Here is a 22,953-nt window from a genome sequence, read left to right as displayed (position 1 = left end):
ATGTTGTATAAAATAGTTGCTTTACTGGAAATTTGGTTAATGCTCACCTTAAAAATGTCCGCGGCGCAGGAGGTCTCCTCAATGGATACGCTGCCGCAGGCATCGCCGGTGCCATCCCAAAAAAATAACGACCCGCTTGATGATTCGCTGCGATATAAATTAAATGCTGCATATTTAAAAAGCTATTGGACAGACCTGAAATATACCGTTGGCCGCCCGGCGCATTGGCAAAAAAAGGACTGGGTAAAGTTTGGCGGTATTATGACCGGCATTGGCGGGTTGATGCTGGCGGACAAAACAATAAAAAGCGTTGCGTTAGCCAATCAGAATAATTTTTCGAATAGCATTGCAAACACGGTTGAACCTTTTGGAAACTTCTACGGGCTTTACCTCTTTCCGGCGGTTTATGCGGGCGGGCTGGTGACGAAAAATGAAAAGATGCAGCACATAGGATTAGCGGGCGGTAAGTCATTGGTGATTTCAACAGTCGTTTATACGGCCGCCAAAAAACTGATCCGGCGACGGCGCCCGGATGCTACGCAAACGCCTTTCGACTATGCATTGCCGTTCAGCAAACGTAAATATACATCATCGCCTTCGGGCCATACCAATACGATTTTTACAGTAGCAACGGCTATTGCGCTCGAATTTCCTGAGAAGAAATGGGTTGCGCCGGTGGTGTATTCACTGGCTTCGGTTACGGCGGCCTCGCGCATTTATCATAACAGGCACTGGGCAAGCGACGTATTGATGGGCGCCGCGCTGGGGCATTTTGTCACCAAAGCGGTGTACGCAAGCAGCCACAAAAAAAAGAGGATGCTTCGCGTTCCGTAAAAGTAAAATGACGTTTCAAACGTCTTTAAGTAAACAATAAGAAAGCTATACTTGTTGTAATAAACCGCAACATGTATAATCATTAAGCGTATGTGTCATGCAATACAAAATTTTCGATTTAGCAGGTAATCACCTGTTAGAAGACCAGGAGCCCGAATTAAACATTTCACTGTCCTTTAAACCTTTTCTTGATTTTTTAAGGCGGCGTTTAAATACGCGGGATACCGTTAAAAAAGAAATCTACCAGGTTATTCTTGATAAATTTTCAGCTTTTCCTGAACTGGAAGGTGAAATCGCTCCGCAGGATATGGAGCAATACAAGCCATTATTAGACCTGATGTATATGGCGCTCACGCCCGTTACGGCCGAAGAAGGCAGCACTTACTGGGGTTTATCTACGCCGCTCTCGCCGATTGTCTTTTACGGATCAGCCAAATTTTTTAACCTGATTGAGCAGGCGGCAGCCGGAGAAATGCTTCCCGGCAGTTGCGATGATGATGTAGCAGCAAGGATCAGGAAGAAACATCACATGATTTACAGTTTTATCCTGCAGAAGTTTTACAACGCATCAAAACATCATAAGGTAGAGATCTTAAAATCACTGGTGGATGAGGAAACCGGCCTCAACCGGCATTTCCGCATCAATGTGGATACCAGTTTTATAGAAGTTACGCATGAAGGGCCGTTGCCTGAATTGAAGATTGAATTGTTCCCACTTGAGTTTGAGGAGCGAAACGACACTTCCGTGTTGCAGGAAATATTGCCGCTGTCGAAATTTAAATTTTCGGGCGTTTCGGTAATCACGATTACTGATATTACCAGCGAGCACGCTTTATCAACCATTGCAGACGCGGTCATCAACAATGAAAACGCTGACTGCCATTTCGAATTTTCGATTATCGAAAAAAACCTGCAAACGATGGCGGGCAGCAATCAAATCAGGTTTGGCCTGATGCCGCTGATTCGCATCAACGATAAAAAAATTCCTAACATGGAAGCTTACAGCAACAGCATCCTGTTTGCGCTGAGCAGAAAAAAACAGCTTCCCCCTGATTTTCTCGAACCCTTTATCGAGGAATTTATTGAGCACCCGCGCCTTCTATATTACCGCGATCTTCAACAAAATAATATATCCGAACATAAATTCACCTCGCTCTTTGCCGGTTCTGACATTAAAAGCTATTTGCTGGCGCCGCTTTATTATAACAAGAAGTTGATCGGTGCCTTTGAATTATATTCGATAGAAAATACATTGCTGGATGAGCAAATCATTTCGCGGCTGGAGCCGGCGGTACCTCTTCTGACGCAGCTGGTTCAAAACACTTTGCTCGATTTTGAGAATGAGATAGACAAAGTCATTAAAAATAAGTTTACTTCTTTGCAACCCGCTGTTCAGTGGCGTTTTAATGAAGCTGCCTGGCACTATCTCCACCGCCAGGAGCAGGGATTAGACGCCAATAAAGAGGTGCAGATAAAATTTGAGAAAGTTTATCCTTTGTATGGCGCCATTGATATGCGTAATTCCACGCAGGCCCGTAATAACGCCCTGCGGGAAGATATGATTTGGCAGGTAAAATTATTGAAAGAGATTTTAGGTTCGCTTAGAGAACAAAATGCGTTGGGGCTAACAGACGAATACGTGTATAAGTGTAGCAAATGGCTTAGCCAGTTAGAGGGCCATTTAAACGCCAATGACGAGATAAGGCTCAACCATTTTTTGAGCGATGACATCTTGCCTTTTCTTTTGCATTTTAAAGGGAAAAACCCGGTAATGACGGGCCTCATTGATCAATACCTCGCGGCTATTCATCCGGAAAAAGGCGAGGCATGGCGGCATCGCCGGCAGCTAGAGCATTCGATGCAACTCATCAATACTTCTATCAACAAATACCTGGATGGGATGAATGAAGAGTTGCAAAAAGCCTATCCCTGTTATTTTGAAAAACTGAGAACAGATGGTGTCGAATACGATATTTATATCGGCCAGTCGATAACGCCGGGTACGCCTTTCGATCTGATGTATTTGAAAAACCTGAGGCTATGGCAGCTGCGTAGCATGGCGGAGATTGCGAAATTATCGAACAGCCTGCTTCCTCAAATGGAGACGCCGCTGCAAACGACGCAATTGATTTTTGTTTATACCAATCCTATTGATATCAGTTTTAGAACGGACGAACACCGCTTCGATGTGGAAGGCGGTTACAATATCCGCTATCATATTATCAAAAAAAGAATTGACAAAGTTCATATCAAAAACAGCACAGAACGTTTGACGCAACCCGGTAAAATAGCGCTGATTTATTTTGATCAAAAAGAGGGCGAAGAGTATCTTTCTTTTATCAACTATTTGCAGGAAGAAGGTTTGTTGAACGATGATCTGGAAAAACTGGAATTAGAAGAACTGCAAGATGTTATTGGCCTGAAAGCCCTGCGTGTGGGCGTAAAAATGTAACACCGTTTTTAATCATTGCGAATTGAACTAAAAAAAGAGGATAACAACTTCATCGTTATTATCCTCTTCTGTTTGATTAAAATTCTGCTGCGCAGACGCTATTTAAAGTCGTCATCGCTTACGCCTTCATTCACTTTATAATTGCTCATGGTCATCTCAAAAGCCTGCCCCATCACGCTTTGCGACATGGAACCTGGCAATTTCACGCCATTAACGGTTGTATAATTTCCAAAATCCATTGCCTGCTCAATCTCCTGGCCGGCGGCCTTTATTTTTGATTCTTCGCGCAGGAGCAGGCCGGTTTTCGCACTATAATACTCGGTACTTGTTTTACCGCTGGGTTTCGTCACTACAATTTTGTATGCATCTTCTCCATTTACTTTTTCTACAACAGGAGCTGACAATTTAAAGCCTTCGCCACTATAGAATTGTTGTTCGAAAATGCCTTTGTTGTCGGCATAGGACGCCACTGTCTCCGCGTCCATTTCCTTTTTCTGTCCCATTTGCTCCTGATATCCTTTATTGCCGTCGTACACCATTTTCATTACCGTCATGCCTTGCATACTGATATGCATCAATACTTTATTGGGCGCCGCTTTTTTGAAAACACCACTTAAAGATTGCCCGCTCACATTCATAGTTACATCCGCGCTTATTGATTTCACTTTAGACAAAGCCTCTTTTCCTCCGATCGCGTTGATATAATTGTCAATTACCTTTTGTGCGGTCATATCAGGATCGGCAGTTGGAGCAGTTGCTTTTACCGGTTCAGCAAACGCATCATACAACTTCACAGGGTAGCCGAGGCGCTCCAGGCCTGGCTTCACAACAGAAGCTTTCCCCACCACAACGATGCGCGTGTCGGCTGTATTGAAATATTTTTGGGCAACTCTTTTGATATCAGCGACGGTTACGGCATTTATTTTTTGCAGATAAGTGCGATAGTAATCCTTAGGCAGGTTATTGATTAAAATCGTTGTGGCGTAGCTGGCTGCGGTTTGCGGGTTTTCCATCCGCATCGCGAAGATACCGTTATAAACAGCCTTCGATGTGGCCAGTTCTTCTTCTGTGATATTTCCGTTCCGCATATTATCCAGCTCTGTGATTATTTCAGCTACGGCGCTGTCTACTTTCTCATTCCGAACCGAAGCGCCGGCTTTAAAAGTAGTTTGATACCGATCGGAACCCACATTGCTGTAGCTGCCATAGGTAAAGCCATGTTTTTCGCGGAGGTTCATGAACAGCTTACTTTCTGCGCCGCCCCCCAAAATATGATTGGCCAAAATCAGCGCATGATAATCCGGATTACTGTACGGGTTTGAGATGAGGTTACCAACCGTAATTTCACTTTGAACTGCATTGGGAACATCAATCAGGTCGATTTCGGTAACACCCGGATTCGCAACCGGAACATTTTTGGCGATGGTTAATTTTTCTCCGGTCCATTTGCCAAATGCTTTTGTAGCCAGCGCTTTGGCCTGTTCCACCGTAATATCGCCCACGAAAGTGAGGATGCTGCTGGCGGGGCTCAGGTATTTGCGATAAGCGGCTTTTACATCGTCGATCGTCAAGGCTTCCGTGCTTTTGATGGTTTGAAACTCGCCCCGGGCAGTGGTGGGGCCGTAATAAAGTGCATTCACCACACGGGCAGAAATGGCTTTGGCGCTCTTTTCCTGAGACTTCAGGCCGGTAATTTCCTGCGATTTCAGCTTTTCAAAATTCTCGTTTTCAAAGGCCGGATGCAGCAAGGCGTCGGCCATCAACATCAGGCTGGGTTCAAAATAGCGGGTCAGCGCGGCTACATAACCGCCGCCGGAGTTCAGGGAAACAGTTGCTCCCATCATATCCACTTTCTCGTCAAACGCTTCTTTAGACAAATGCTCCGTCCCTTCATTGAGCATGCTGCCCATCAGTCCGATCACGCCCGCTTTTTCGCCTTCAACAATATCGCCGCGGTCGGTGATTAAAGAGGCTGTCACGCGCGGCAGCTTATGATCTTCTACTACCAAAATCGTCATGCCGTTTGACAATTTGAACTGGGCGGGATCCGCAATTTTAATTGCAGGCGGCGGGCCGGCTTTAGGCTTTTTACTTCTATCGATAGGTTGCGCAAAAACCGTCGCGGCAAGTAGCAATGCTGTGGTTAATGCTGTAAATATTTTTTTCATTCTGATTTTATTTTATGCTTTACAGAGCTGATTAAATAATGCTTGCAGACGGGGAATCTTCGTCCTCCGTGATGATTAGTTTTCTACTTCGCTTCCTTTTTAGGAAGATAATAAATTACCACTCTTTGATTTTTATTTAAATACTTTTTCGCCACATCCTGTATATCCTGCCGGGTAATCGATTTGATGCGATCGAGCTCTGTATTGAGATAATTCGTGTTTCCGTGAAAAGTGTAACCGTTGGCGAGGCTCTCGGCAATACCCTGCATCGCATTGTTGCTGCTTACAAAATCATTCTCAGCCTGGTTTTGCAATTTGGTAAATTCCTCATCAGAAATCAGGGCATTTTGCAGCCTGGCGATTTCTTCATCCATATCTTCTAAAAGGCTGTCCAGGTTTTGATTCCCGTTGGGCAGCGCAAAAGTTAAATAAGCGCCGTAGTCTTCGAGCGTATAATTGAAAGCCGCCACCTGCAGTGCGTTCTTTTTTTGATCGACCATCTTTTTATACATCCGGCTGCTGGCGCCTCCACTCAAAATTTGTGATGCCATATCAAGCGCGAGTGCGTCTTTGGCTTTCATGCCCGGCGTGCGATAAGCAGCAATGATGGCGGGTATCTGAATGTTGGCATCGTAGGCGGTATCAACGATGGTTGTGGTAATAGGCACTTCCTCAACCTCCACACGTGGAATGGCGCTGCCTTTTGGAATAGGGCCAAAATAAGCTTCCACGAGTTTTTTTGTTTTTACCGGATCGATATCGCCTGCAACTATTAATACCGCATTGTTCGGCGCATAATATTTTTTATTAAACGCTAAAAAATCGGGCAGTTTGGTATTGTCCAGATCTTCCATGCTACCGATAATCGGCCAGCGATAAGGGTGCTTGGTAAACAATTTTGAAAAAACGGAAGAAATCAGATTGCCGTAAGGACTGTTATCAATCCGCAGGCGCTTTTCTTCCTTCACCACTTCATTCTGGGTTTTAACGCCCACTTCGTTGATGATAGGATGCATTAATCTTTCGCTTTCGAGCCATAGGCCGGTTTCGAGCTGGTTGCTGGGAAACACTTCAAAATAATAAGTGCGGTCCTGGCTGGTATTGGCATTATTCTGTCCGCCGTTTTGCGAAACAATTTTCATGAACTGGCCCCTGTCGATATTTTTTGAACCTTCAAACAACAGGTGCTCAAAAAAATGCGCCATGCCCGTGTGGCCCGGCACTTCGTCTTTGCTCCCTACATGATACATTACAGATGTAACAACTACAGGCGCTTTGTGATCTTCATGCAGCACTACGTGCAAGCCGTTACTAAGGTCGAATTCCGAAAATTTTACTTTTTGCGCCATGGCAGGCAACGCTCCCATGACCAGCAAAAAGCCAATGCTGATTTTTTTCATTCTTATTATTTTATTGCTTTTTAGGACAGATAAGATAGCTCCGGTTGTTTCTCATGGGGTACATTACAACAATCAGGCAACTATTTTATCTGATTTATGATTAAAAAATGATAGACAAAGAATAGGTTACTTGTTAGTTTGTACGAAACTAAATAAAAAAATGAATTTACCAATTACCGCTCATGGAATTTTTAGTGCCCGTGCCGATTAGTAAAAACAAAACCAGGTTATGCCACCAGGCTCGCAATAAACACGGCAAGAGCGCTAGCCGCCAGGCCCCAATAATATTCTCCGGGTGAATGTTCGCCCAGCAACAGCCTCGAAGTGCCAACAAGCCCTGTAAGCAAAATTGCCGCAGCCAGGTAAATGGTAAGATTTGGCGCTGAAGCGTCGAGGCTCAAAAGACAAAGAAAGGAAGTGGCCGTTCCCATAGCAATACCATGCATGCTAATCTTCAGATAAATATTGGCCAGCAAGCCAATAGAAGAAGCCAAAAACACACTTAGTGCAAAAACGATCAAAAACTGAGGGGCGCCCGGCAGGCCGCGCCACACATACCAGATCCAAAAATACCAGATATTACAAATGATAAACGGAATAATGCGGTCTTTCCGGTCCTGTAATTTTATCGAGCCGATCAGGCCCAAACCTTTCAGCAACAAAACGCTGATCAGCGGGAAAAAGGTGTAGTTAATGAAAGCGCGCCCAAGGGTAAGCACTTTTTCCTGCGGCGAAGCGCCAACAAAAAGAAACGGCTCGGTAAAAAGTAAAAAGGCGATCACATACAGCGGCACGAATACCGGGTGAAAAAGATAGGACAGGAAGTGGGCCGTTGCCCTCAACATCCAATGCGCCTGCTTTTCATCTGCCTGTTGTAATCCTTCTGAAGTAACAAAAAGTTTCGTAGCCATATCTGCCGCAAAAGTAATGGAATTATTGCCAAGCCGCCGCCAAACAAAGGCCGGTGCCTCACTACTATTAGCGATTGCCCTCGCCTGCTCCATCAAATATCTTTACTTAAAATTTTTAGTCTTTCTAAATCGGAATCTGGTCAAAGTAAAGATTTAGGCCCGGCTTGCCTGAGCCGGGCTTATGCTTTTGAACCCTGCGCGGCGCTTTCGCGAACATAGCTATCAGAAATGCTGATAATCATTTATTTTTATGGCCTCTGGCTATGAAGATAAATTGGACGCTTTTTTTTATCCTGCTGTTGGGTTGCGTTAATTCCTTTGGACAAAAAAAGGACATACAACCTTATATAAACGCCTGGGAAAAGCCGGGAAAAGATCAAAGCTATGCAGCGCAGGTTTTTTTTGATTCGCTGCGCATCAATAAAAACAATCCCGAAAAGGTAAAAAAATACAAATCGGATATTGAGCAGCTCAAAGCTTACCTGGCCAAGAACAACGATCGCAGGTTGCAGGTGAGACTGATGATGTTCGAAATAATAGTCGGCAGGGAATTCGGCAATGTAGCTCAATTTTACAAAACTATCGATGATGCGGTCAGGATCGCTTATCCTTTGCAGGACGCCCAGCTCAATGCCGAACTTTACAGCATCAGGGCGGATGTGCCGCCCTCGCTTGAAACTCATTTGTTGTATAATCTCAAAGCGCTTGACATTCAGCGGAAGATAGGGTTCAAGTATTTCCCCTACATGCCCAACCGTTTTTTTGGTGTCAGCGCTTCGCTTTTTGGCCAACAGGATTTTAAACAGGCGATTGCCTACGGGCGCGAGTTTTTCAAGGTTTGGGATTTGGACACCATTCATCGCGACCCGCGCGTTTATATTTTCCAATGTGATTTGCTGGGAACCGCCTACCGAAAACTGCACCGGTACGACAGTTCAAGATGGTATTATAAAGAAATCCTAAACCGGCTTAAAGAAGAGGCAGATCCTTTCATCGGGCAACTTTGGACCGGCATCGCATTAGGAAATCTCGGTAAAATTCATTTGCTTACCGGCGCTTACGGCCAGGCGCTGCCTTTGTTACAAACTTATCTGCAAAGCAGCTATGCCACCGGCGACTCATTGAATATTGCGATGGCAAACAATGCTTTTGCTTCGCTTTTTTTCGCTCAGAAAAATTATCCGGAAGCGTATCGAACGGCAGGCGCAGCGCTTGATATTGCGGAGCGACATGGATTTCATACCGAAATCATCAAAGCCGCCGATATTTTGGGGGCGGTGAAAGCAATAAGGAATGAAACCGATAGCGCGATTTTTTATAATCAGTTATCCTTCGATTATCAAATGGCGCTCCGCGACAGTTCCAAAAAAAGCGAGCTATCGGTAGTGAAAGCGCAAATTGCGTTCGACAACCTGCAGCATTCTTTCAACCTGGCGTCTGCTTCAGCCCAAAGGGAAAAAGCATTGCGCAATACTATCCTGGCCGTCATCGTGCTCGTGACTATAATTGCGCTGCTGCTTTACAGCAAAAAACAGGTTCGCGATAAAAACCGCCTTCAGGAGCTGCAACTGAGACAGGCCGCGGCCGAACAAAAGGTAATAGCTGCCCGAGAGAAAATGGCCCTTTTTACTAAAAATATAGTCGACCAGAACAAGCTCATCCATTCGCTGCAACAAAAGTTATCGGGCCTGCAACAGTCGTCCTCCGCCACGCCAGAGGAATTGTTGCCCCAGCCGCTGCTTACGGAAGATGACTGGGAAACGTTTAAAATGGAATTTTCCAAAGCCTATCCGCAATTCTTCGACGCCTTGCGCCAACGCTCAACAGGCTTGACACCCGCCATGGAGCGGCTTTCAGCGCTTATATTTCTGCAGCTGAACAATTATCAAATTGCCAACAGCCTCGGTATTAGCAAAGACAGCGTTTCGAGGAGCAAACGACGCCTGCGGGCCGTGTTGCAACTGGACGGCGACGCATCCCTCGAAACCTATATCCTCTCGATTGGAAGCTGCGACCAATAGTTGTTGTCCGCATTTTGTCCGCCGCCTGTCCTGAAACGGTCCGTCCTGATATTTGGTGCGCGAAGCGGCCGTTCTCATATTTGCGTCTCATGAAACCGCCCCGCTATCCATATATCATCTTGTTGATCGCTGCATTGCTACTCATCCTGGTTTGGTTCTATTTTGAGTGGCGGCTGAACGCCTATTGATAACTATGAGAAAACACAGGCCAGACCGGATTGTCCGGCTTTTGTCCGCCCCTTGTCCGCATTTGGTCCTTCTCGTTTTTTGGAATGCCCTTTCTGTTAGTTCACCTTTACAACCGGATGGCTCAGAGCGGAATTTCTTCTTACAGCCATTCATTCAAAACTAAAACCATCTTCCAAATGACTCGTTTTAAGATTGTACTCACATTAAGTATCCTTTTTGTTTTTAACGCCTCTTCTTTCGCGCAAATTATATATGTTAATGAATCCGCCATAGGTGCAAACAATGGCAGTAGCTGGACAGATGCCTATCAAAACCTGGCAACGGCGCTTAGCGCTGCCAACGCGAGCCCCGCTATTACCGAGGTTTGGGTGGCCGGTGGTACCTATTACCCTTCAACCACTAACAACAGAGACGACTTTTTTAACATCAAACGAAACAACCTGCAACTGTATGGAGGATTTGCAGGCAACGAAACTTCGCTGAGCCAGCGGGTTTTGGGAAGTAACCCAACTATTTTGAGCGGAGATATCGGCACATCAGGTTCGTTTACCGATAACAGCTATCATATCATGGTAATTGAATTAGAGCCTGCCGATGCTCAGCCGATCGATAATACGCTGATTGTTGATGGCTTTAGGTTTTCCGACGGTAATGCCAACTCAGGCTCTGTTTACAATGACCTCTACCCGCGGTATGCCGGCGGCGCCATATTTGTTTCCTGTAATTTTAATTCGGTTAACATCACGCCCCTTATCCGCAATTGTTCGTTTGTCAATAATCGCGCATATCAAAACGGAGCGGTTTCTTATTATGGCATATCTACGGGGAGTAACACTTTTCGGATAGAAGATTGCCTTTTCCAAAATAATTATTCTCAATATACAGGCGCTGCGGTAGAGATCTTTCAACTGGATGCAGCGGGTTACGGCGTGCCAGGTACCTATTCAGTGGCTATTGAACGCTGCAATTTTACCGAAAACAGCGTTGATAATTATTCCCAGGGCGGAGCGAACGGCGGCATCGGCGCTGGCATCCGTGCTTTCGGACAGGGAACGCTATTTGTGAACAGGAGCAGGTTTATCAATAATACCATCGTCCCTTCCACTTCTTTTTCGGGCGCTTACAAAGGCTCTGCTATTGCATTAAGATCGGGCGCTGTCGCCACCATTGCCAATTCGGTGGCTTACGCCAATAACAATTACATCCCGATTTACAACCATGCCTCAACGCTCAACCTGATTAACAGCACTTTCTATAACCCGGCTGGAGCCGTTTTGGACATGAATGCACCCCTTGCCAACAATCTAAGCAACGCTATACTCTGGACGGGCGACAACGCACAAAACGTTTTAACGGTAAGCAACGGCACCGCGACGTTGAACATTGACAATTCCATTATCAATACTAACTACCAGGGAACCGCCACTGTAAACAACGTATCGCATAGCGATCCCCTGTTTGTAAACCCGGCAACCGGCGATTTTTCATTGCAGCAGGGCAGCCCGGCAATCAATAACGCAGAAGCCAGCTATTATGATGAAACAACGATGGGCACAGTCGATCTGGACGGTAATGCACGCCGGGTCTACTCGGGGATAGACATAGGCGCGTTCGAGTATTCGGGCGCACTACCAGTTTACTTTGGCGCCATCAGCGCCGCCATCAGCGACCAGCTGCTGCAAATACAATGGAGCTCCTTGTCGGAGACCAACAACGATCATTTTGAAATTGAATTGTCGCCGGATGGGAAAAAATTCACCAAAATAGCGACAGTAGCCAGCAAGGCTGTCGATGGGCATTCTTCCTCCGAACTTCTTTATGAATACCAGGTTTCACTTAGCGAAGCCACGGCCACGCTGGGTTTGATCAGTTTTGGGTGCTTGGGAATGATTTGCTTTTCGCTCCGCAGGAAAAAGATAGCGGTGGGCTGCCTGTTTGTTGTCATCGCCTTGTTTTTTAGTTGCCAGAAATCCGAGCGTTATGATGATGCAATACCTGAAAAGCTCTTTATACGCATAGCCCAGGTAGACAAGGATGGTACTAAAAAATACAGCAAAACAGTTTCCGTAATAAAAAAATAACCATGAAAAATAAAACAACCATCTTCCGACTATCTGTTCTGCTTGTTATTTTGCTCTGTGGCGCACGCCCCGGCACATCGCAAACAATCCGTTATGTAAAAGCCATCGCCGAAGGCGCGGCGGATGGAAGCAGCTGGAGCAATGCTTCCAGTGACTTGCAGCAAGCCATTAATAACTCCACAAGCGGAGACGAGGTTTGGGTGGCCGCGGGCGAGTATCAGCAGCCCATTTATAATTTTTTCAGCATGAAAGAGGGTGTAAAGATTTTAGGTGGCTTCCCCAATTCGGGCAACCCGACAATAGCCGACAGAACGCCGCTTTCAGGCAATACAACTATTTTGAAAGGAAATCAGAAATCCGTTATCAGAAACGACAATAATGGACTTACCTCGACAGCTGTTTTGGACGGGTTTACTATTACGGAAGGACGCCCATACGGTGATGCGCCACCACTCGAAAACGGCGGCGGCATTTATAATTCTGAAGTTTCTCCGACGATTCGCAACTGTGTTTTTAGTAATAATTCTGCCACTTATAACGGCGGTGGCATATTCAATAATAGAAGCCGGCCCCGAATTGAAAACTGCTCTTTTATAAACAATGAAGCGAGGAGCACCAACGGAGGCGGGGCGGCAGATGTATATTCAATGGCCACGTATGTTAACTGTTATTTCTCCGGCAACAAAGCAAGATATTACGGCGGGGGATACTATGCGATGGCTTCCAATTCGGGCACTTTATACCCAGCTGCCGTGCAGCTTATCAATTGTGTCCTGGCAAACAACTACGCTACCGACAATGGCGGCGGCATTGGCATCGTCGGGGGCGGCGCCGCTCAATTTCTTTCTGTGATTAATGCGACTATTGTTGGCAACACCAGTGGCGGTGCCGCGCAGGGCATTTACCTCAACAATTCCGGATCGACCAACCTGAATGTTTATAACAGCATTATTTATAACAATAATACGGTGCTTGGCACATCAAGCACCATGACCCAAACCAATTGCCTCGACGGCGTCGATCCTTTGTTTGCTACAGGCTACACGTTGTCTGCCATCAGCCCGGCCCGCAATGGGGGCGACAATAATTTTGTTCCGGCTAATATTTCAACAGACCTCGCCGGTAACCCGCGCATCATGGGCACTGCGGTGGATATAGGCGCCTATGAGTTTGACGGCGCGTTACCCGTGCATTTTGGAACGCTTAATGCGTCCGTTAAAAACAATTCCCTGCATGTTGAATGGACTACCGAATCGGAATCCAACAATGATCATTTTAACATCGAAATTTCTGGCGACGGTCAACAGTTTACCAATGTTGCCACTTTACAATCAAAAGCAGGGGAAGGCAATAGCGCCGCGCTCGAACGGTATGAATGGCATAGCCCAATTACGGAATGGAGCCAAATATTTTCGCTGGCGATGGCGCCCCTCTTCTTTTTATTGGTCGGATCTTTTTTGAAAAGAAAAAAAATAATGGCGTTGCTATTTTCCGGCCTGCTGGCAATAGTACCCGCTTGTCGAAAAACTACTGCCGATCTGCAAGAAAGCCTGAAGGTATTTGTAAGAATTCAACAGGTTGACAAAGACGGGGAGGCAACCTATAGCAAAGTGGTACAGGCCACTATCAACGACTAACCGCTCTAAGTCCGTTGTAAAACCTACAGATAACACGTTAAAAAAAGCCGTATCTGCAAGATGCGGATACGGCTTTTACTTGTTGCGAATCTTTTTTTATTGCCCCTTTAAATATTGATCTAAAAACTGCTCCTGCTCCCAAAGCACATGCAGAATATTTTCCTTCGCAGCGTAGCCGTGGCTTTCTTTAGGCAGTATTACCATTCGGGCCTTTCCTCCTAAACCTTTAATCGCCTGAAAGTACCTTTCGGTTTGAAGTGTAAACGTACCCGGATTATTATCGGCTTCGCCGTGAATCAATAAAATAGGCTTCTTCATTTTTTGCGCATTCATGAAGGGCGACATGGTGTTATACACCTGCGGCACATCCCAGTAGTTGCGCTGTTCACTCTGAAACCCAAACGGCGTCAGTGTGCGGTTATACGCTCCGCTGCGGGCGATGCCGCAGGCAAAATCGTCGGAATGGGTTAAAAGATTTGCCGTCATAAAAGCGCCATAAGAGTGGCCGCCCACTGCTACTTTTTTCCGGTCGATATAACCCAGCTTGTCGACCGCGTCGATCGCTGCGCGGCCATTGGCCACTAATTGTTCGATGAAATTATCATTGGGCTCCTTCGTTCCTTCGCCAATGATCGGGAAAGAAGCATCATCTAACACCACATACCCCTTGGTTACCCAATACACAAAAGATCCATAGTATGGGAAGGTAAATTCATTGGGGTTTTTATCGTTTTGGCCGGCGCTGTTTTTATCTTTGAATTCCTGCGGATAAGCCCAGATAAGCAGTGGCAATTTTTCCTTTTTATGCTTATCGTATCCCAACGGTAAATATAAAGTGCCCGAAAGATCCACACCGTCCGCGCGCTTGTATCTGATCACTTCTTTCTGCACATCTTTGATGGCTTCAAAAGGATTTTTGTTAAAGGTAATTTGCAAAGGAGCGATCCGCTTTTTATAATTTCTGAAATAATAGTTGGGGTATTCGCTGCTGGACTGAATTTGCACCAGCGCTACGCCATTTTTAAAATCTTCGATGGAGTAAATGTCTTCCTTTTTATCCTTAAAACCGCTTTGATACAGGCGTTTTGTTTTCAGTGTTTTGAGATTGAATTCATCTATAAAAGGAAACTGGCCTTCCTTGGTGAAGCCGTTTCCGATGAGGAAAAGATTATTATTTTCCATGGCCAGTACCTGCCTGCCATATTCATTTTCTTTAGTCTCAAAATTTCCCGGATCGCTGTAGATATCCTGATAATTGCGATCGAAAATGACTTTAGGCTCCTGCTGCGGATCAGACGGGTTGATTAAATAAGTTTTTAAGTTTCTTGTATTATACCAGCTGTCATACATAACCGCCGTTGTAGCATTTCCCCAATTGATGCCGCCATAGCGTTGTTGCGTTTTAGCGATAGAAATAGGCGGGGCGGTAAATGGCGCTTCCCATACAAAAAGCTCATCGCGGTGTGCTGCATTAACCGATGGATCGCCTTTATCCAGCGCTTGCACATAATAAAGCGTTGCGGGTTGGTCAGCACGCCAGTTGACATTTCTTTTACCAGTTGGAACAGCTCCAAAGCCTTTGGGCATAATCTCGATCAGCGGCGTCTTATTTACGACTTTTATCTCCTTGCCGCTCAAATCGTAAACCGTTTCTTGCTGCGGAAACCGATACAGCGGAACGATATATGAAAAAGGTTTTTGAATCGTGGTCAGCAGCACATATTGACCATCCGGCGATATCGATTGATCCGTATAAATCGCCGCCTCTTTATACAAATTCTTTTTGCCATTCAGATCAACATTATATAATTCCGATGTAACAAGTGTTTCGAAATTCTGTTCGTCAGTTTTGTTTTTTAAAAGATCCTGGTAAGTTCTGTTTTGTGAAACGCGCCCTTCGGCGACGGAAACGATGGGACCTTTGGGTAAATCTTTTTTGGAGTCGATAAGCGCCGCCCGGTTAGCCGGAATCATCCGCACCAACAGTGTTTTATTATCCTTATGCCAGCTAAAAGGCGCGCCCATATTCGCATTCAGATTATCATCCGTAAGTTGGGAAGCAACGGCGGTCGCCACGTCAATCACCCAAAGCTCGACGCCTTTGGCGGTAGTATTGGTAAATGCAATTTTTGAATCATCCGGGCTCCATGAAGTGTAGGAAATCCGGGGGTTTTCGGGCAATCCGGAAACCTGCGTTGGTTCGGCTTTTACGTCTTTAATCTTCCTGATCTTTAAATTCTTAAGATAGGTAACCGTGGACGAAATATTGGTCACCGGGTTGATCCGCAGGCCGGCCAGCCTCATTTCTTCCTGGTTCAGGTCATCAAGGGATTTGTAAACATCGCGATAGGACAATAACATATAGTTTTTCTTTGTATCCATGGACACCGTCGGCGCTCGCTCATAGTCGGTCAACGATAAGATGGGAGCCGAAGGTTTTTGATAAGCAAGGTCTTCCTGTGCAAAAAGGGACAAGGATACCGAAAAAAGCAGCGTGAAAAAGAGTGTGTATAGTCGCATGATTTTGGATTTTTACAAAAATAGCGATCCACAAATGAAAGCAGCCTATTCAGTTTTTCATTTTCGCACGAAAGGCCGCAGGGGCGGAGGTACGATAGGATCTGATTTTGATCTAAAAGAAATCATATCTGAAGGCTATTGCTATTGCCTTTATCTTTGTAGCCAATAAAATTTATATGGAATTAACAGCAAAATTAGTACAGGTACTTCCATTGCAAAGAGGTACGGGAAAAACAGGAAATGAGTGGCGCAAGCAGGATATTATTGTTGAAACAGGAGGCCAGTATCCCAAAAAAGTGTGTATTTCAATCTGGGGAGATAAGATCAATGAGCAGGTGTTGCAAACCGGCAATATGCTTAATATTTCCTTCGATGTGGAGAGCCGCGAATTTAATGGCCGCTGGTACACCGACGTAAAAGCCTGGAAAGTAGAAAAAGCGGGCGCTTCCAACGCAGGCGGATCGAGCTATACAGACGAAATGCCGCCCGATGTCTCTTACGACGACACGAAAGATGATTTGCCCTTTTAGTTTTAAGCCTTTGTTATAATTATTATAAGCCTTTGCTTTTTAACTTTATCTCTAAGAAAACCATTTGTATGAAAAAATATGTGATTCTGCTGATATTGAGCGGCGTGCTGATTGTGGGATGTAAAAACGGATGTAACAAAAATGGCAATAATCAACCGGTAGAAGATTCTACAAACGTTAGCCTGGGCGAGCTGGCAGATTCTTTAAACGCTGTAACCCGGGCAGATTCTATTCGCATCAGCGCCAGCAAAGACAGTGTGCTGGCGGGACTCACCAAAGAGGTCCTTACTATTTTCAAACAGAAAAACTACGCAAAACTGGATTCATTCATTCATCCGGAAGAAGGCGTGCGGTTTTCCCCTTATGCTACTATTCAGCCTGAGGATAAAAAGTTCTCGAGAGAAGCTTATCGTAAACTGGTAACAGCCAACAAAGGTAAAGTGGTAACCTGGGGGAGCTATGATGGCAGCGGCGACCCCATTCAACTGACGCCGTCAGAGTACTTTAAAAAGTTTGTATATGACGCCAACTTTGTGAACCCGGAAAAATTTGATATTAATGAGTTTATCAAAACCGGCAATTCGATCAATAATTTGAAAAGCGCGTATGGCAACGGCGACTTTACCGAAAGCTATTTTTCAGGCTCAAAGAAAAATGGAGGTATGGATTGGAAGTCGGTAAGACTTGTATTCAAAGAAGTAAATGGCACTTATTACCTGGTCGGTATCGTACATGACCAATGGACCATCTAAAGATACGGCCCCCGAAAAATTCGGGGGTTTTTTTTGCCCTGAAAACAACAGCCTTTTAAATCATGCGCTTGCGCTTCATACCGAAAAGGGCTATTAATTGAAACAAAATAATCATCGTGATGGTAGGCAGCAGTACTTTAATAATATCTTTGAACTGCCCGCCTTCGAGGAAAAGGCCATAAAAAGCCTCAAGGCACCAGTGCAACGGCGAAATGCGCATAATAGTCTGCATCGATCCCGGCATCGCAAAAGCCGGTACCAGCAGTCCGCCTATCGCTGCAAATAATACGATCACCACCGCGCCGATGCCATTACTCTGCTCCTGGGTTTTTGCAAAAACGCCAATCATGATAGCAAAACTGGCGGCACACCATCCGCAAAGCATTACGACCAACAAAAGGCTTAGTTTATCACTGGGAAAATCGAGGCCGGGAAGGCCAATATGCGGGAAAATCCATTTCCCGATCGAAAAGATAACCATCGCTTGCACAATTGTTATCGACACATAAGTAATTTGTTTGGAGATAAAAGCCAAAGTAAGCGAAGTAGGCATTGTCTTCAAACGCATAAAACTACCGCTGTTCTTTTCGCGCACGATGCTGGCGCCCAGGGAAATCACGATAAAAAACATCGCGAAAACCGTCCAGGCCGGAATATTATGTTGGGTCGCATTTACAATCACAAAATCCCCCTCGCGCGACACCGCCTGCTGCTGTATGGGCGTTTGGTTGGTCAGAATTTCTTGTTCCAGATTGTCAGGTATACTTGACGAATCGTTGATGGCGCCATACAATTGCCGCACGATATATTTACTTTGCACAATCTGAAGCACACTGTTTAAAGCGCCGTCAATGCCCTGCCGGAAAGAACTTTGCAGAATAGGATGATAATATAATGCAACGGGCGTCGATACGGCCGCATCGGTGGTGGCGGTATCATCAATGGCAATTGCCTGTAAAGCCCGCCCGGCAACTGATTCCGCTTTGAGCATTACCTCGGTAGAATAGTTTGCGGGTATCACTACTGCCAGCAGCGCATCTTTTTCCTGTACGCTTTGTTTCAGGCTTGTTTCGCTGGTGTTTTTTGAGACCTTTTTTAAGATAAACATGCCGCCATTTTGCAGCGCGGATTCCAGCTCCTTGCCGGCCGGCCCTGTGTCTTTATTTAATAACAGAAGCGGGATCTGTTTATTATTCACCAAATCGAAAGTGCTGTTTTGCACCGTGGTAATAACGATCGCCAAAATGATCGGCATAACAAACATCAGGGTTAGCCCTACCTTGTCGCGCGTAAGAATACGCCAGTCCTTTTTTATAGTCGCCCAAAGTTTGTAGATAATTGACAATTGATGGTTAATGGATGATGGGTATTAGTTTATCGAATATGGTTTATCGCGAACCGGTTGTTAATCCAGATTCCAATTAACGCTCCCGTCTTTTTCGTCCTTCAGCGAAATGCCAATACGGGCCAACTGGTTGCGAATAGCATCCGAAGTCACAAAATCCTTCCGGTTGCGCGCTTCTTTGCGGATGTCAATAAGCACCTGCATTACGTCTTTTAGCTTTTCGTTGTCAACGGCCGAAACGCCCTTCAATCCAAAAATATCTTCCAGGAAAACCTTGAATTGGCTTTGCAATTTTTTAAAGGTATTGGCCGATAAAGCAGAAATATCAACCGTATTATCTTTAATGCCATTAATAACCGGCGCCAGCTCAAACATATTAGCGAGCACTTTTGCGGTATTGATATCATCGTTCATAAACTCGTCAAACTCGTCAACAAGTTGGCTCACTTTTTCATCCAATTCCTTATCTGTAGCTGTTGCCGCCAACTCCTTTTCGCGCGCCTGCAGTTTGATCAGGTTTTCGTACGCATCCCACAGTCTTTTCAACCCTTTCTCTGAAGCCTGCAATGCTTCGTTGCTAAAATCGAGCGTGCTTCTGTACTGGCTTTGCAGAATAAAGAACCGGATTACCATCGGATGGAAAGCCTGGCTTAACAATGGGTGATCGCCGCTAAAGAGCTCGGTAAGTTTAATCACATTGTTATAGCTTTTGCCCATCTTCCGGCCGTTGATGGTAATCATATTATTATGCATCCAGTATTTTACGGGCGCCGTATGGTTGCAGATGGTGCTTTGCGCAATTTCACTCTCGTGATGCGGAAACATTAAATCCATGCCGCCACCGTGAATATCAAACTGCTTGCCTAAATATTTGGTAGCCATAGCCGAGCATTCGATATGCCATCCGGGAAAACCTTCGCCCCAAGGGCTTTGCCAGCGCATAATATGCTGGGGAGGCGCCGCTTTCCATAAAGCAAAATCAGCCGGATTGTTTTTTTCACCCTGCCCTTCCAGTTCTCTTGTATTTTCAAGCAAGTCTTCAATTTTTCTACCGCTCAGTTTCCCATAATCGTAATTGGCGGCATATTTTTTCACATCAAAATACACGGATCCATTTTTTTCATACGCGTATCCGTCAGCGATCAGCTTTTTGATCATTTCGATCTGCTCCACAATATGGCCGGTAGCGGTTGGTTCTATCGAAGGTGGAATATTGTTGAATTGCAACATGGCCCAATGGAACAAATTCGTGTATTTCTGAACCAACTCCATGGGCTCAAGCTTTTCCAATACTGCCTTGCTCGAAATTTTATCTTCCGCCTGGCGACCCTCTTCTTCAAAATGGCCCGCATCGGTAATGTTACGCACATAGCGCACTTTATAGCCCAAATGGGTTAAGTACCTGTATAATACATCAAATGTTACATAAGGCCTCGCATGCCCCAAATGACTTTCGCCACTAACAGTAGGCCCGCAAACATACATACCCACATATCCCGGCGTAACGGGTTCAAAAACCTCCTTTTCCCTGGAAAGAGAATTATATACTTTTAACTCACGCATCACTAAAAAAATAATTATCTACAAAAATAACGGATATCGCATGCAATAAAAAAACCGGGCATCACCCGGCTTCTTGTTGTTATCGAATTTTCAATGTTTTACTGCTTAACGGCTTTCACAACTTTCGAAAACGTTTTCGACCCATCCCCATCCACCTGAGCTATCCTTACATAAATCCGGCTAAGATCCGCATCGATGTCGCCTCCCGATTTACTACACGACAGGCCCATAGCCACGACCAAAACAGCGACAAAAGCGATTTTCTTTTTCCGGGCAAGTGCCCACGCCCCTGTCAATAACATTATCAGCAAAAAGCTAGCGCCTGACAGTTTACTGCCGGCGGAAAAATTATAATTTAAAATATGGTCGGAATTACCCGCTTCAGACTTCGAGGTTACCGTTCCAATGGTGCTGAAATCAGTGCCGTTTTCAGAAATTTCAATATTGAAATGGTCCACATTTTTTTCTGAGAGGGTTTGCCAGTTTACAACCAATATGCCACCAGCAAGCTGCGCTTCAACCGGGCCAAAGACTACGGGAAGCGCCTGAACCGACATCCATTTAAAGTCGCCTATAGATACCGCAGCATTGATGTCGTTTCTTCCGTTTCTGATAATATGCGTGAGCACCACGCTGTCTACATATAGAGCAGGATCAACCGAAAAGTGAATGGCGCCCTTTGCATTGTCGGTAGAAGCCGAAGATTCGCCCCAGATGCCATTGGCGCCGCCGTTAAACTGTACGACAGTACCCGTTCCACTGGTGTTTTTAGACCAGGCAAATGAGTTGGCGGGATTAGGCTCCCCGAAAACGAAATTGTAGCTAACCAGCGCTCCCTGGCTATATACCCTGACTTCAATGGAATCGTAAGGATTATCAACGTCATTTACGGTAAAAGTCAACCCTCTCGGACGTTTGTCCACCGTGGAAAAATCGGCAACCACATTCGACCTTCCTCCGGCGCAGCTGCCGCTGTTGGCGGTAGAATTTCTCGCAATCGCCAGTGGGTAATCCGCGGACGCAGGGAAATATCCATTATTGTAACAAAAGGTGGGCCTGCGGAAAGCCGCCGGACTGTTGAGCGAAAACGAAGCTAAATTCTGATCGAGACAGGAAGCATCTAAGCGAAGGAATGGCTTGATTGTTACGCCATCGGTTGCCGAAACTGCAGCCAACGGAGTAGCGGTTGTGCCACAAATAGTTTGCGCGCCGGGCGACGGAAAAGTGGTTTGCGCCCGCAGGAGCTGAACTATTAAAAAAAGTAAAATAAACAGAAAGATTGTGCGCATGACGGCCTGTATTTTTCAAACAGGACGGCAAATTCATCAAAAAATCAAACGCGGGTGCCGGCTTTTCGACGAAGCGTTGTTTACCTTCTTTAACATCGGCTGTTTTATCGATTAGCTAGTTTAAGATCGGCCACCACCATGTAATGATCGGAATAGCGGGTGGTGATGCGCTTGCATTGCTGTATTTCAAAATGGTGATCGGCAAAGATATAATCAATGCGCAGCGTGGGCGAGAGCGAAGTATAAGTGCGCCCGATTCCAAAACCTTTTCGCAGAAAAGCGTCGCTCATATCGCCTTTAATCGTTCGATACGTATAAGAATTGGGGACATCATTCAGGTCGCCGCAAAAAATCACCGGGTTGGGGCTGCTGCTGATTACCGTTTTTACCACGTCTGCCTGGATACTTCGGTACCTGATCGCCACGGAAAGTTTGGACAAAATACGGCCCGCATTATTGATCCAGTTGCCTTTTCCATCTTTAAGCTCCTCGATTTTCGACCTGTCTTCTTTCCTGAACTGATTTGACTGGAGATGCGCCGTATGCACGCGCACCAGCTTGCCATCGACGTTGATATCGGCAAAAACCAGGGCATCGGGCAAGCTGGGCCGTGGAAAACGAACCATGCCCGTATCCACAATCGGGAACCGGCTGAAAATAACACTTCCGTTAAAAAGCTTATCACCGTCTACGTCGTGCGAAAAATAATGATACGGATATTTTAATCCTTTTCCAACCGCTACGATATTGTTATACCAGTCGGGGCTAATGGAAGAAGAAAACTCCTGAAAGCAAAGAATATCAGCGTTGGCGCGCCCGATTTGCTTTAGCATCTTATAGCGCGTTTGGCTACCCATGTTATTATTCTTTACCATTTCGATGAAACGGGCCACATTCCAGGTGGCAACACGTAAAACCTTTTCTTTCGGCTGCTCTTCGAACGAACTGTTGAGAGAAACGGCAAAAAAATTAAAAATCTGGCCGCTGCCCAGTATGAGTGCGATAGCAGATAACAACGCCCATTTGCGAAACGCGAAAAGCCACCACACTAAAAAGGCAATCACCAAAACCGCTAAAAACGGAAAAGCAAGGCTGATCAGCGCGAACAACGGCCAATTTTCGGGGCTGATATAGGGGTTGAGACAGGCCAGCAGGAACGCAGCCACTACGACAGCGTTTACAACAAATAAAACCCGGTTACTTATTCTGGCAAATATTCCCATGATTTAATTGGCTACGGGAAAGATAGAGAACTAATCTA

15 protein-coding genes are annotated in these 22,953 nt (G+C 45.5%); 7 read left to right on the top strand and 8 right to left on the bottom strand.

All coding sequences use genetic code 11. The annotated features are described in order from the left end of the window. Positions 1-834, top strand: a complete 834-nt coding sequence (locus tag ABDK00_RS00905) for a phosphatase PAP2 family protein (protein WP_346237623.1) — start codon at positions 1-3, stop codon at positions 832-834. Positions 835-931: 97 nt separating this feature from the next. Beyond that, positions 932-3,286: a GAF domain-containing protein gene (locus ABDK00_RS00900; RefSeq protein WP_346237622.1), complete on the top strand. Its 2,355-nt coding sequence runs from the start codon at positions 932-934 to the stop codon at positions 3,284-3,286. A gap of 98 nt (positions 3,287-3,384) precedes the next feature. Here the strand turns inward: ABDK00_RS00900 and ABDK00_RS00895 are convergent, their stop codons facing one another. The 3 genes from ABDK00_RS00895 to ABDK00_RS00885 all read right to left on the bottom strand — a co-directional run bounded on the left by ABDK00_RS00895 (position 3,385) and on the right by ABDK00_RS00885 (position 7,765). Beyond that, a complete protein-coding gene (locus ABDK00_RS00895) occupies positions 3,385-5,454 on the bottom strand; it encodes a pitrilysin family protein (RefSeq protein ID WP_346237621.1) in 2,070 nt (689 codons plus the stop codon). Between the two features lie 83 nt (positions 5,455-5,537). Further along, positions 5,538-6,854, bottom strand: coding sequence for a pitrilysin family protein (locus ABDK00_RS00890; protein WP_346237620.1), 1,317 nt, complete (start codon positions 6,852-6,854; stop codon positions 5,538-5,540). A gap of 227 nt (positions 6,855-7,081) precedes the next feature. Next, positions 7,082-7,765 (bottom strand): hypothetical protein, encoded by a 684-nt coding sequence (locus ABDK00_RS00885; RefSeq protein WP_346237619.1) that lies wholly within the window; start codon positions 7,763-7,765, stop codon positions 7,082-7,084. Positions 7,766-8,028: 263 nt separating this feature from the next. Between ABDK00_RS00885 and ABDK00_RS00880 the strand changes: the two genes are divergently transcribed. The 3 genes from ABDK00_RS00880 to ABDK00_RS00870 all read left to right on the top strand — a co-directional run bounded on the left by ABDK00_RS00880 (position 8,029) and on the right by ABDK00_RS00870 (position 13,693). Continuing rightward, complete coding sequence (locus ABDK00_RS00880; RefSeq protein ID WP_346237618.1) at positions 8,029-9,786, top strand: tetratricopeptide repeat protein; 1,758 nt, start codon at positions 8,029-8,031, stop codon at positions 9,784-9,786. A gap of 365 nt (positions 9,787-10,151) precedes the next feature. Then, positions 10,152-12,056 (top strand): choice-of-anchor Q domain-containing protein, encoded by a 1,905-nt coding sequence (locus tag ABDK00_RS00875; protein WP_346237617.1) that lies wholly within the window; start codon positions 10,152-10,154, stop codon positions 12,054-12,056. Positions 12,057-12,058: 2 nt separating this feature from the next. Further along, a complete protein-coding gene (locus ABDK00_RS00870; RefSeq protein ID WP_346237616.1) occupies positions 12,059-13,693 on the top strand; it encodes a right-handed parallel beta-helix repeat-containing protein in 1,635 nt (544 codons plus the stop codon). A 96-nt stretch (positions 13,694-13,789) separates the two neighbouring features. Here ABDK00_RS00870 and ABDK00_RS00865 read toward each other — a convergent pair whose 3' ends face one another. Continuing rightward, positions 13,790-16,213 (bottom strand): S9 family peptidase, encoded by a 2,424-nt coding sequence (locus ABDK00_RS00865; RefSeq protein ID WP_346237615.1) that lies wholly within the window; start codon positions 16,211-16,213, stop codon positions 13,790-13,792. 176 nt (positions 16,214-16,389) lie between these two features. Here ABDK00_RS00865 and ABDK00_RS00860 point away from each other — a divergent pair, with 176 nt between their 5' ends. Further along, entirely contained in the window at positions 16,390-16,743 is a 354-nt protein-coding gene (locus tag ABDK00_RS00860; protein WP_346237614.1) for a DUF3127 domain-containing protein, read from the top strand. 68 nt (positions 16,744-16,811) lie between these two features. Beyond that, positions 16,812-17,495 (top strand): hypothetical protein, encoded by a 684-nt coding sequence (locus tag ABDK00_RS00855; protein ID WP_346237613.1) that lies wholly within the window; start codon positions 16,812-16,814, stop codon positions 17,493-17,495. Between the two features lie 55 nt (positions 17,496-17,550). Here the strand turns inward: ABDK00_RS00855 and ABDK00_RS00850 are convergent, their stop codons facing one another. The 4 genes from ABDK00_RS00850 to ABDK00_RS00835 all read right to left on the bottom strand — a co-directional run bounded on the left by ABDK00_RS00850 (position 17,551) and on the right by ABDK00_RS00835 (position 22,915). Further along, the gene (locus ABDK00_RS00850; RefSeq protein ID WP_346237612.1) at positions 17,551-18,840 is read right to left on the bottom strand and encodes an ABC transporter permease; all 1,290 of its coding nucleotides are present in this window, start codon (positions 18,838-18,840) and stop codon (positions 17,551-17,553) included. A gap of 60 nt (positions 18,841-18,900) precedes the next feature. Further along, complete coding sequence (gene cysS / locus ABDK00_RS00845) at positions 18,901-20,403, bottom strand: cysteine--tRNA ligase (RefSeq protein WP_346237611.1); 1,503 nt, start codon at positions 20,401-20,403, stop codon at positions 18,901-18,903. 98 nt (positions 20,404-20,501) lie between these two features. Then, positions 20,502-21,692, bottom strand: a complete 1,191-nt coding sequence (locus ABDK00_RS00840; protein WP_346237610.1) for a hypothetical protein — start codon at positions 21,690-21,692, stop codon at positions 20,502-20,504. Positions 21,693-21,796: 104 nt separating this feature from the next. Next, positions 21,797-22,915: an endonuclease/exonuclease/phosphatase family protein gene (locus ABDK00_RS00835; RefSeq protein WP_346237609.1), complete on the bottom strand. Its 1,119-nt coding sequence runs from the start codon at positions 22,913-22,915 to the stop codon at positions 21,797-21,799. Positions 22,916-22,953 lie beyond the last annotated feature (38 nt).

Origin of the sequence: Niabella insulisoli, assembly GCF_039652435.2 — a bacterium.
Taxonomy (GTDB): Bacteria; Bacteroidota; Bacteroidia; order Chitinophagales; family Chitinophagaceae; genus Niabella; species Niabella insulamsoli.
The sequence above is the reverse complement of the archived record's forward strand: the minus strand, read 5'-3'. Positions and strand labels throughout refer to the sequence as shown.

What these genes read in the sequence shown, in the direction of transcription:
- ABDK00_RS00865 (WP_346237615.1), bottom strand. Translation starts at nt 16,213, where the DNA reads ATGCGACTATACACACTCTTTTTCACGCTGCTTTTTTCGGTATCCTTG.
- ABDK00_RS00885 (WP_346237619.1), bottom strand. Translation starts at nt 7,765, where the DNA reads ATGGCTACGAAACTTTTTGTTACTTCAGAAGGATTACAACAGGCAGAT.
- ABDK00_RS00870 (WP_346237616.1), top strand. Translation starts at nt 12,059, where the DNA reads ATGAAAAATAAAACAACCATCTTCCGACTATCTGTTCTGCTTGTTATT.
- ABDK00_RS00905 (WP_346237623.1), top strand. Translation starts at nt 1, where the DNA reads ATGTTGTATAAAATAGTTGCTTTACTGGAAATTTGGTTAATGCTCACC.
- ABDK00_RS00855 (WP_346237613.1), top strand. Translation starts at nt 16,812, where the DNA reads ATGAAAAAATATGTGATTCTGCTGATATTGAGCGGCGTGCTGATTGTG.
- ABDK00_RS00860 (WP_346237614.1), top strand. Translation starts at nt 16,390, where the DNA reads ATGGAATTAACAGCAAAATTAGTACAGGTACTTCCATTGCAAAGAGGT.
- cysS (WP_346237611.1), bottom strand. Translation starts at nt 20,403, where the DNA reads ATGCGTGAGTTAAAAGTATATAATTCTCTTTCCAGGGAAAAGGAGGTT.
- ABDK00_RS00900 (WP_346237622.1), top strand. Translation starts at nt 932, where the DNA reads ATGCAATACAAAATTTTCGATTTAGCAGGTAATCACCTGTTAGAAGAC.
- ABDK00_RS00890 (WP_346237620.1), bottom strand. Translation starts at nt 6,854, where the DNA reads ATGAAAAAAATCAGCATTGGCTTTTTGCTGGTCATGGGAGCGTTGCCT.
- ABDK00_RS00840 (WP_346237610.1), bottom strand. Translation starts at nt 21,692, where the DNA reads ATGCGCACAATCTTTCTGTTTATTTTACTTTTTTTAATAGTTCAGCTC.
- ABDK00_RS00835 (WP_346237609.1), bottom strand. Translation starts at nt 22,915, where the DNA reads ATGGGAATATTTGCCAGAATAAGTAACCGGGTTTTATTTGTTGTAAAC.
- ABDK00_RS00875 (WP_346237617.1), top strand. Translation starts at nt 10,152, where the DNA reads ATGACTCGTTTTAAGATTGTACTCACATTAAGTATCCTTTTTGTTTTT.
- ABDK00_RS00895 (WP_346237621.1), bottom strand. Translation starts at nt 5,454, where the DNA reads ATGAAAAAAATATTTACAGCATTAACCACAGCATTGCTACTTGCCGCG.
- ABDK00_RS00880 (WP_346237618.1), top strand. Translation starts at nt 8,029, where the DNA reads ATGAAGATAAATTGGACGCTTTTTTTTATCCTGCTGTTGGGTTGCGTT.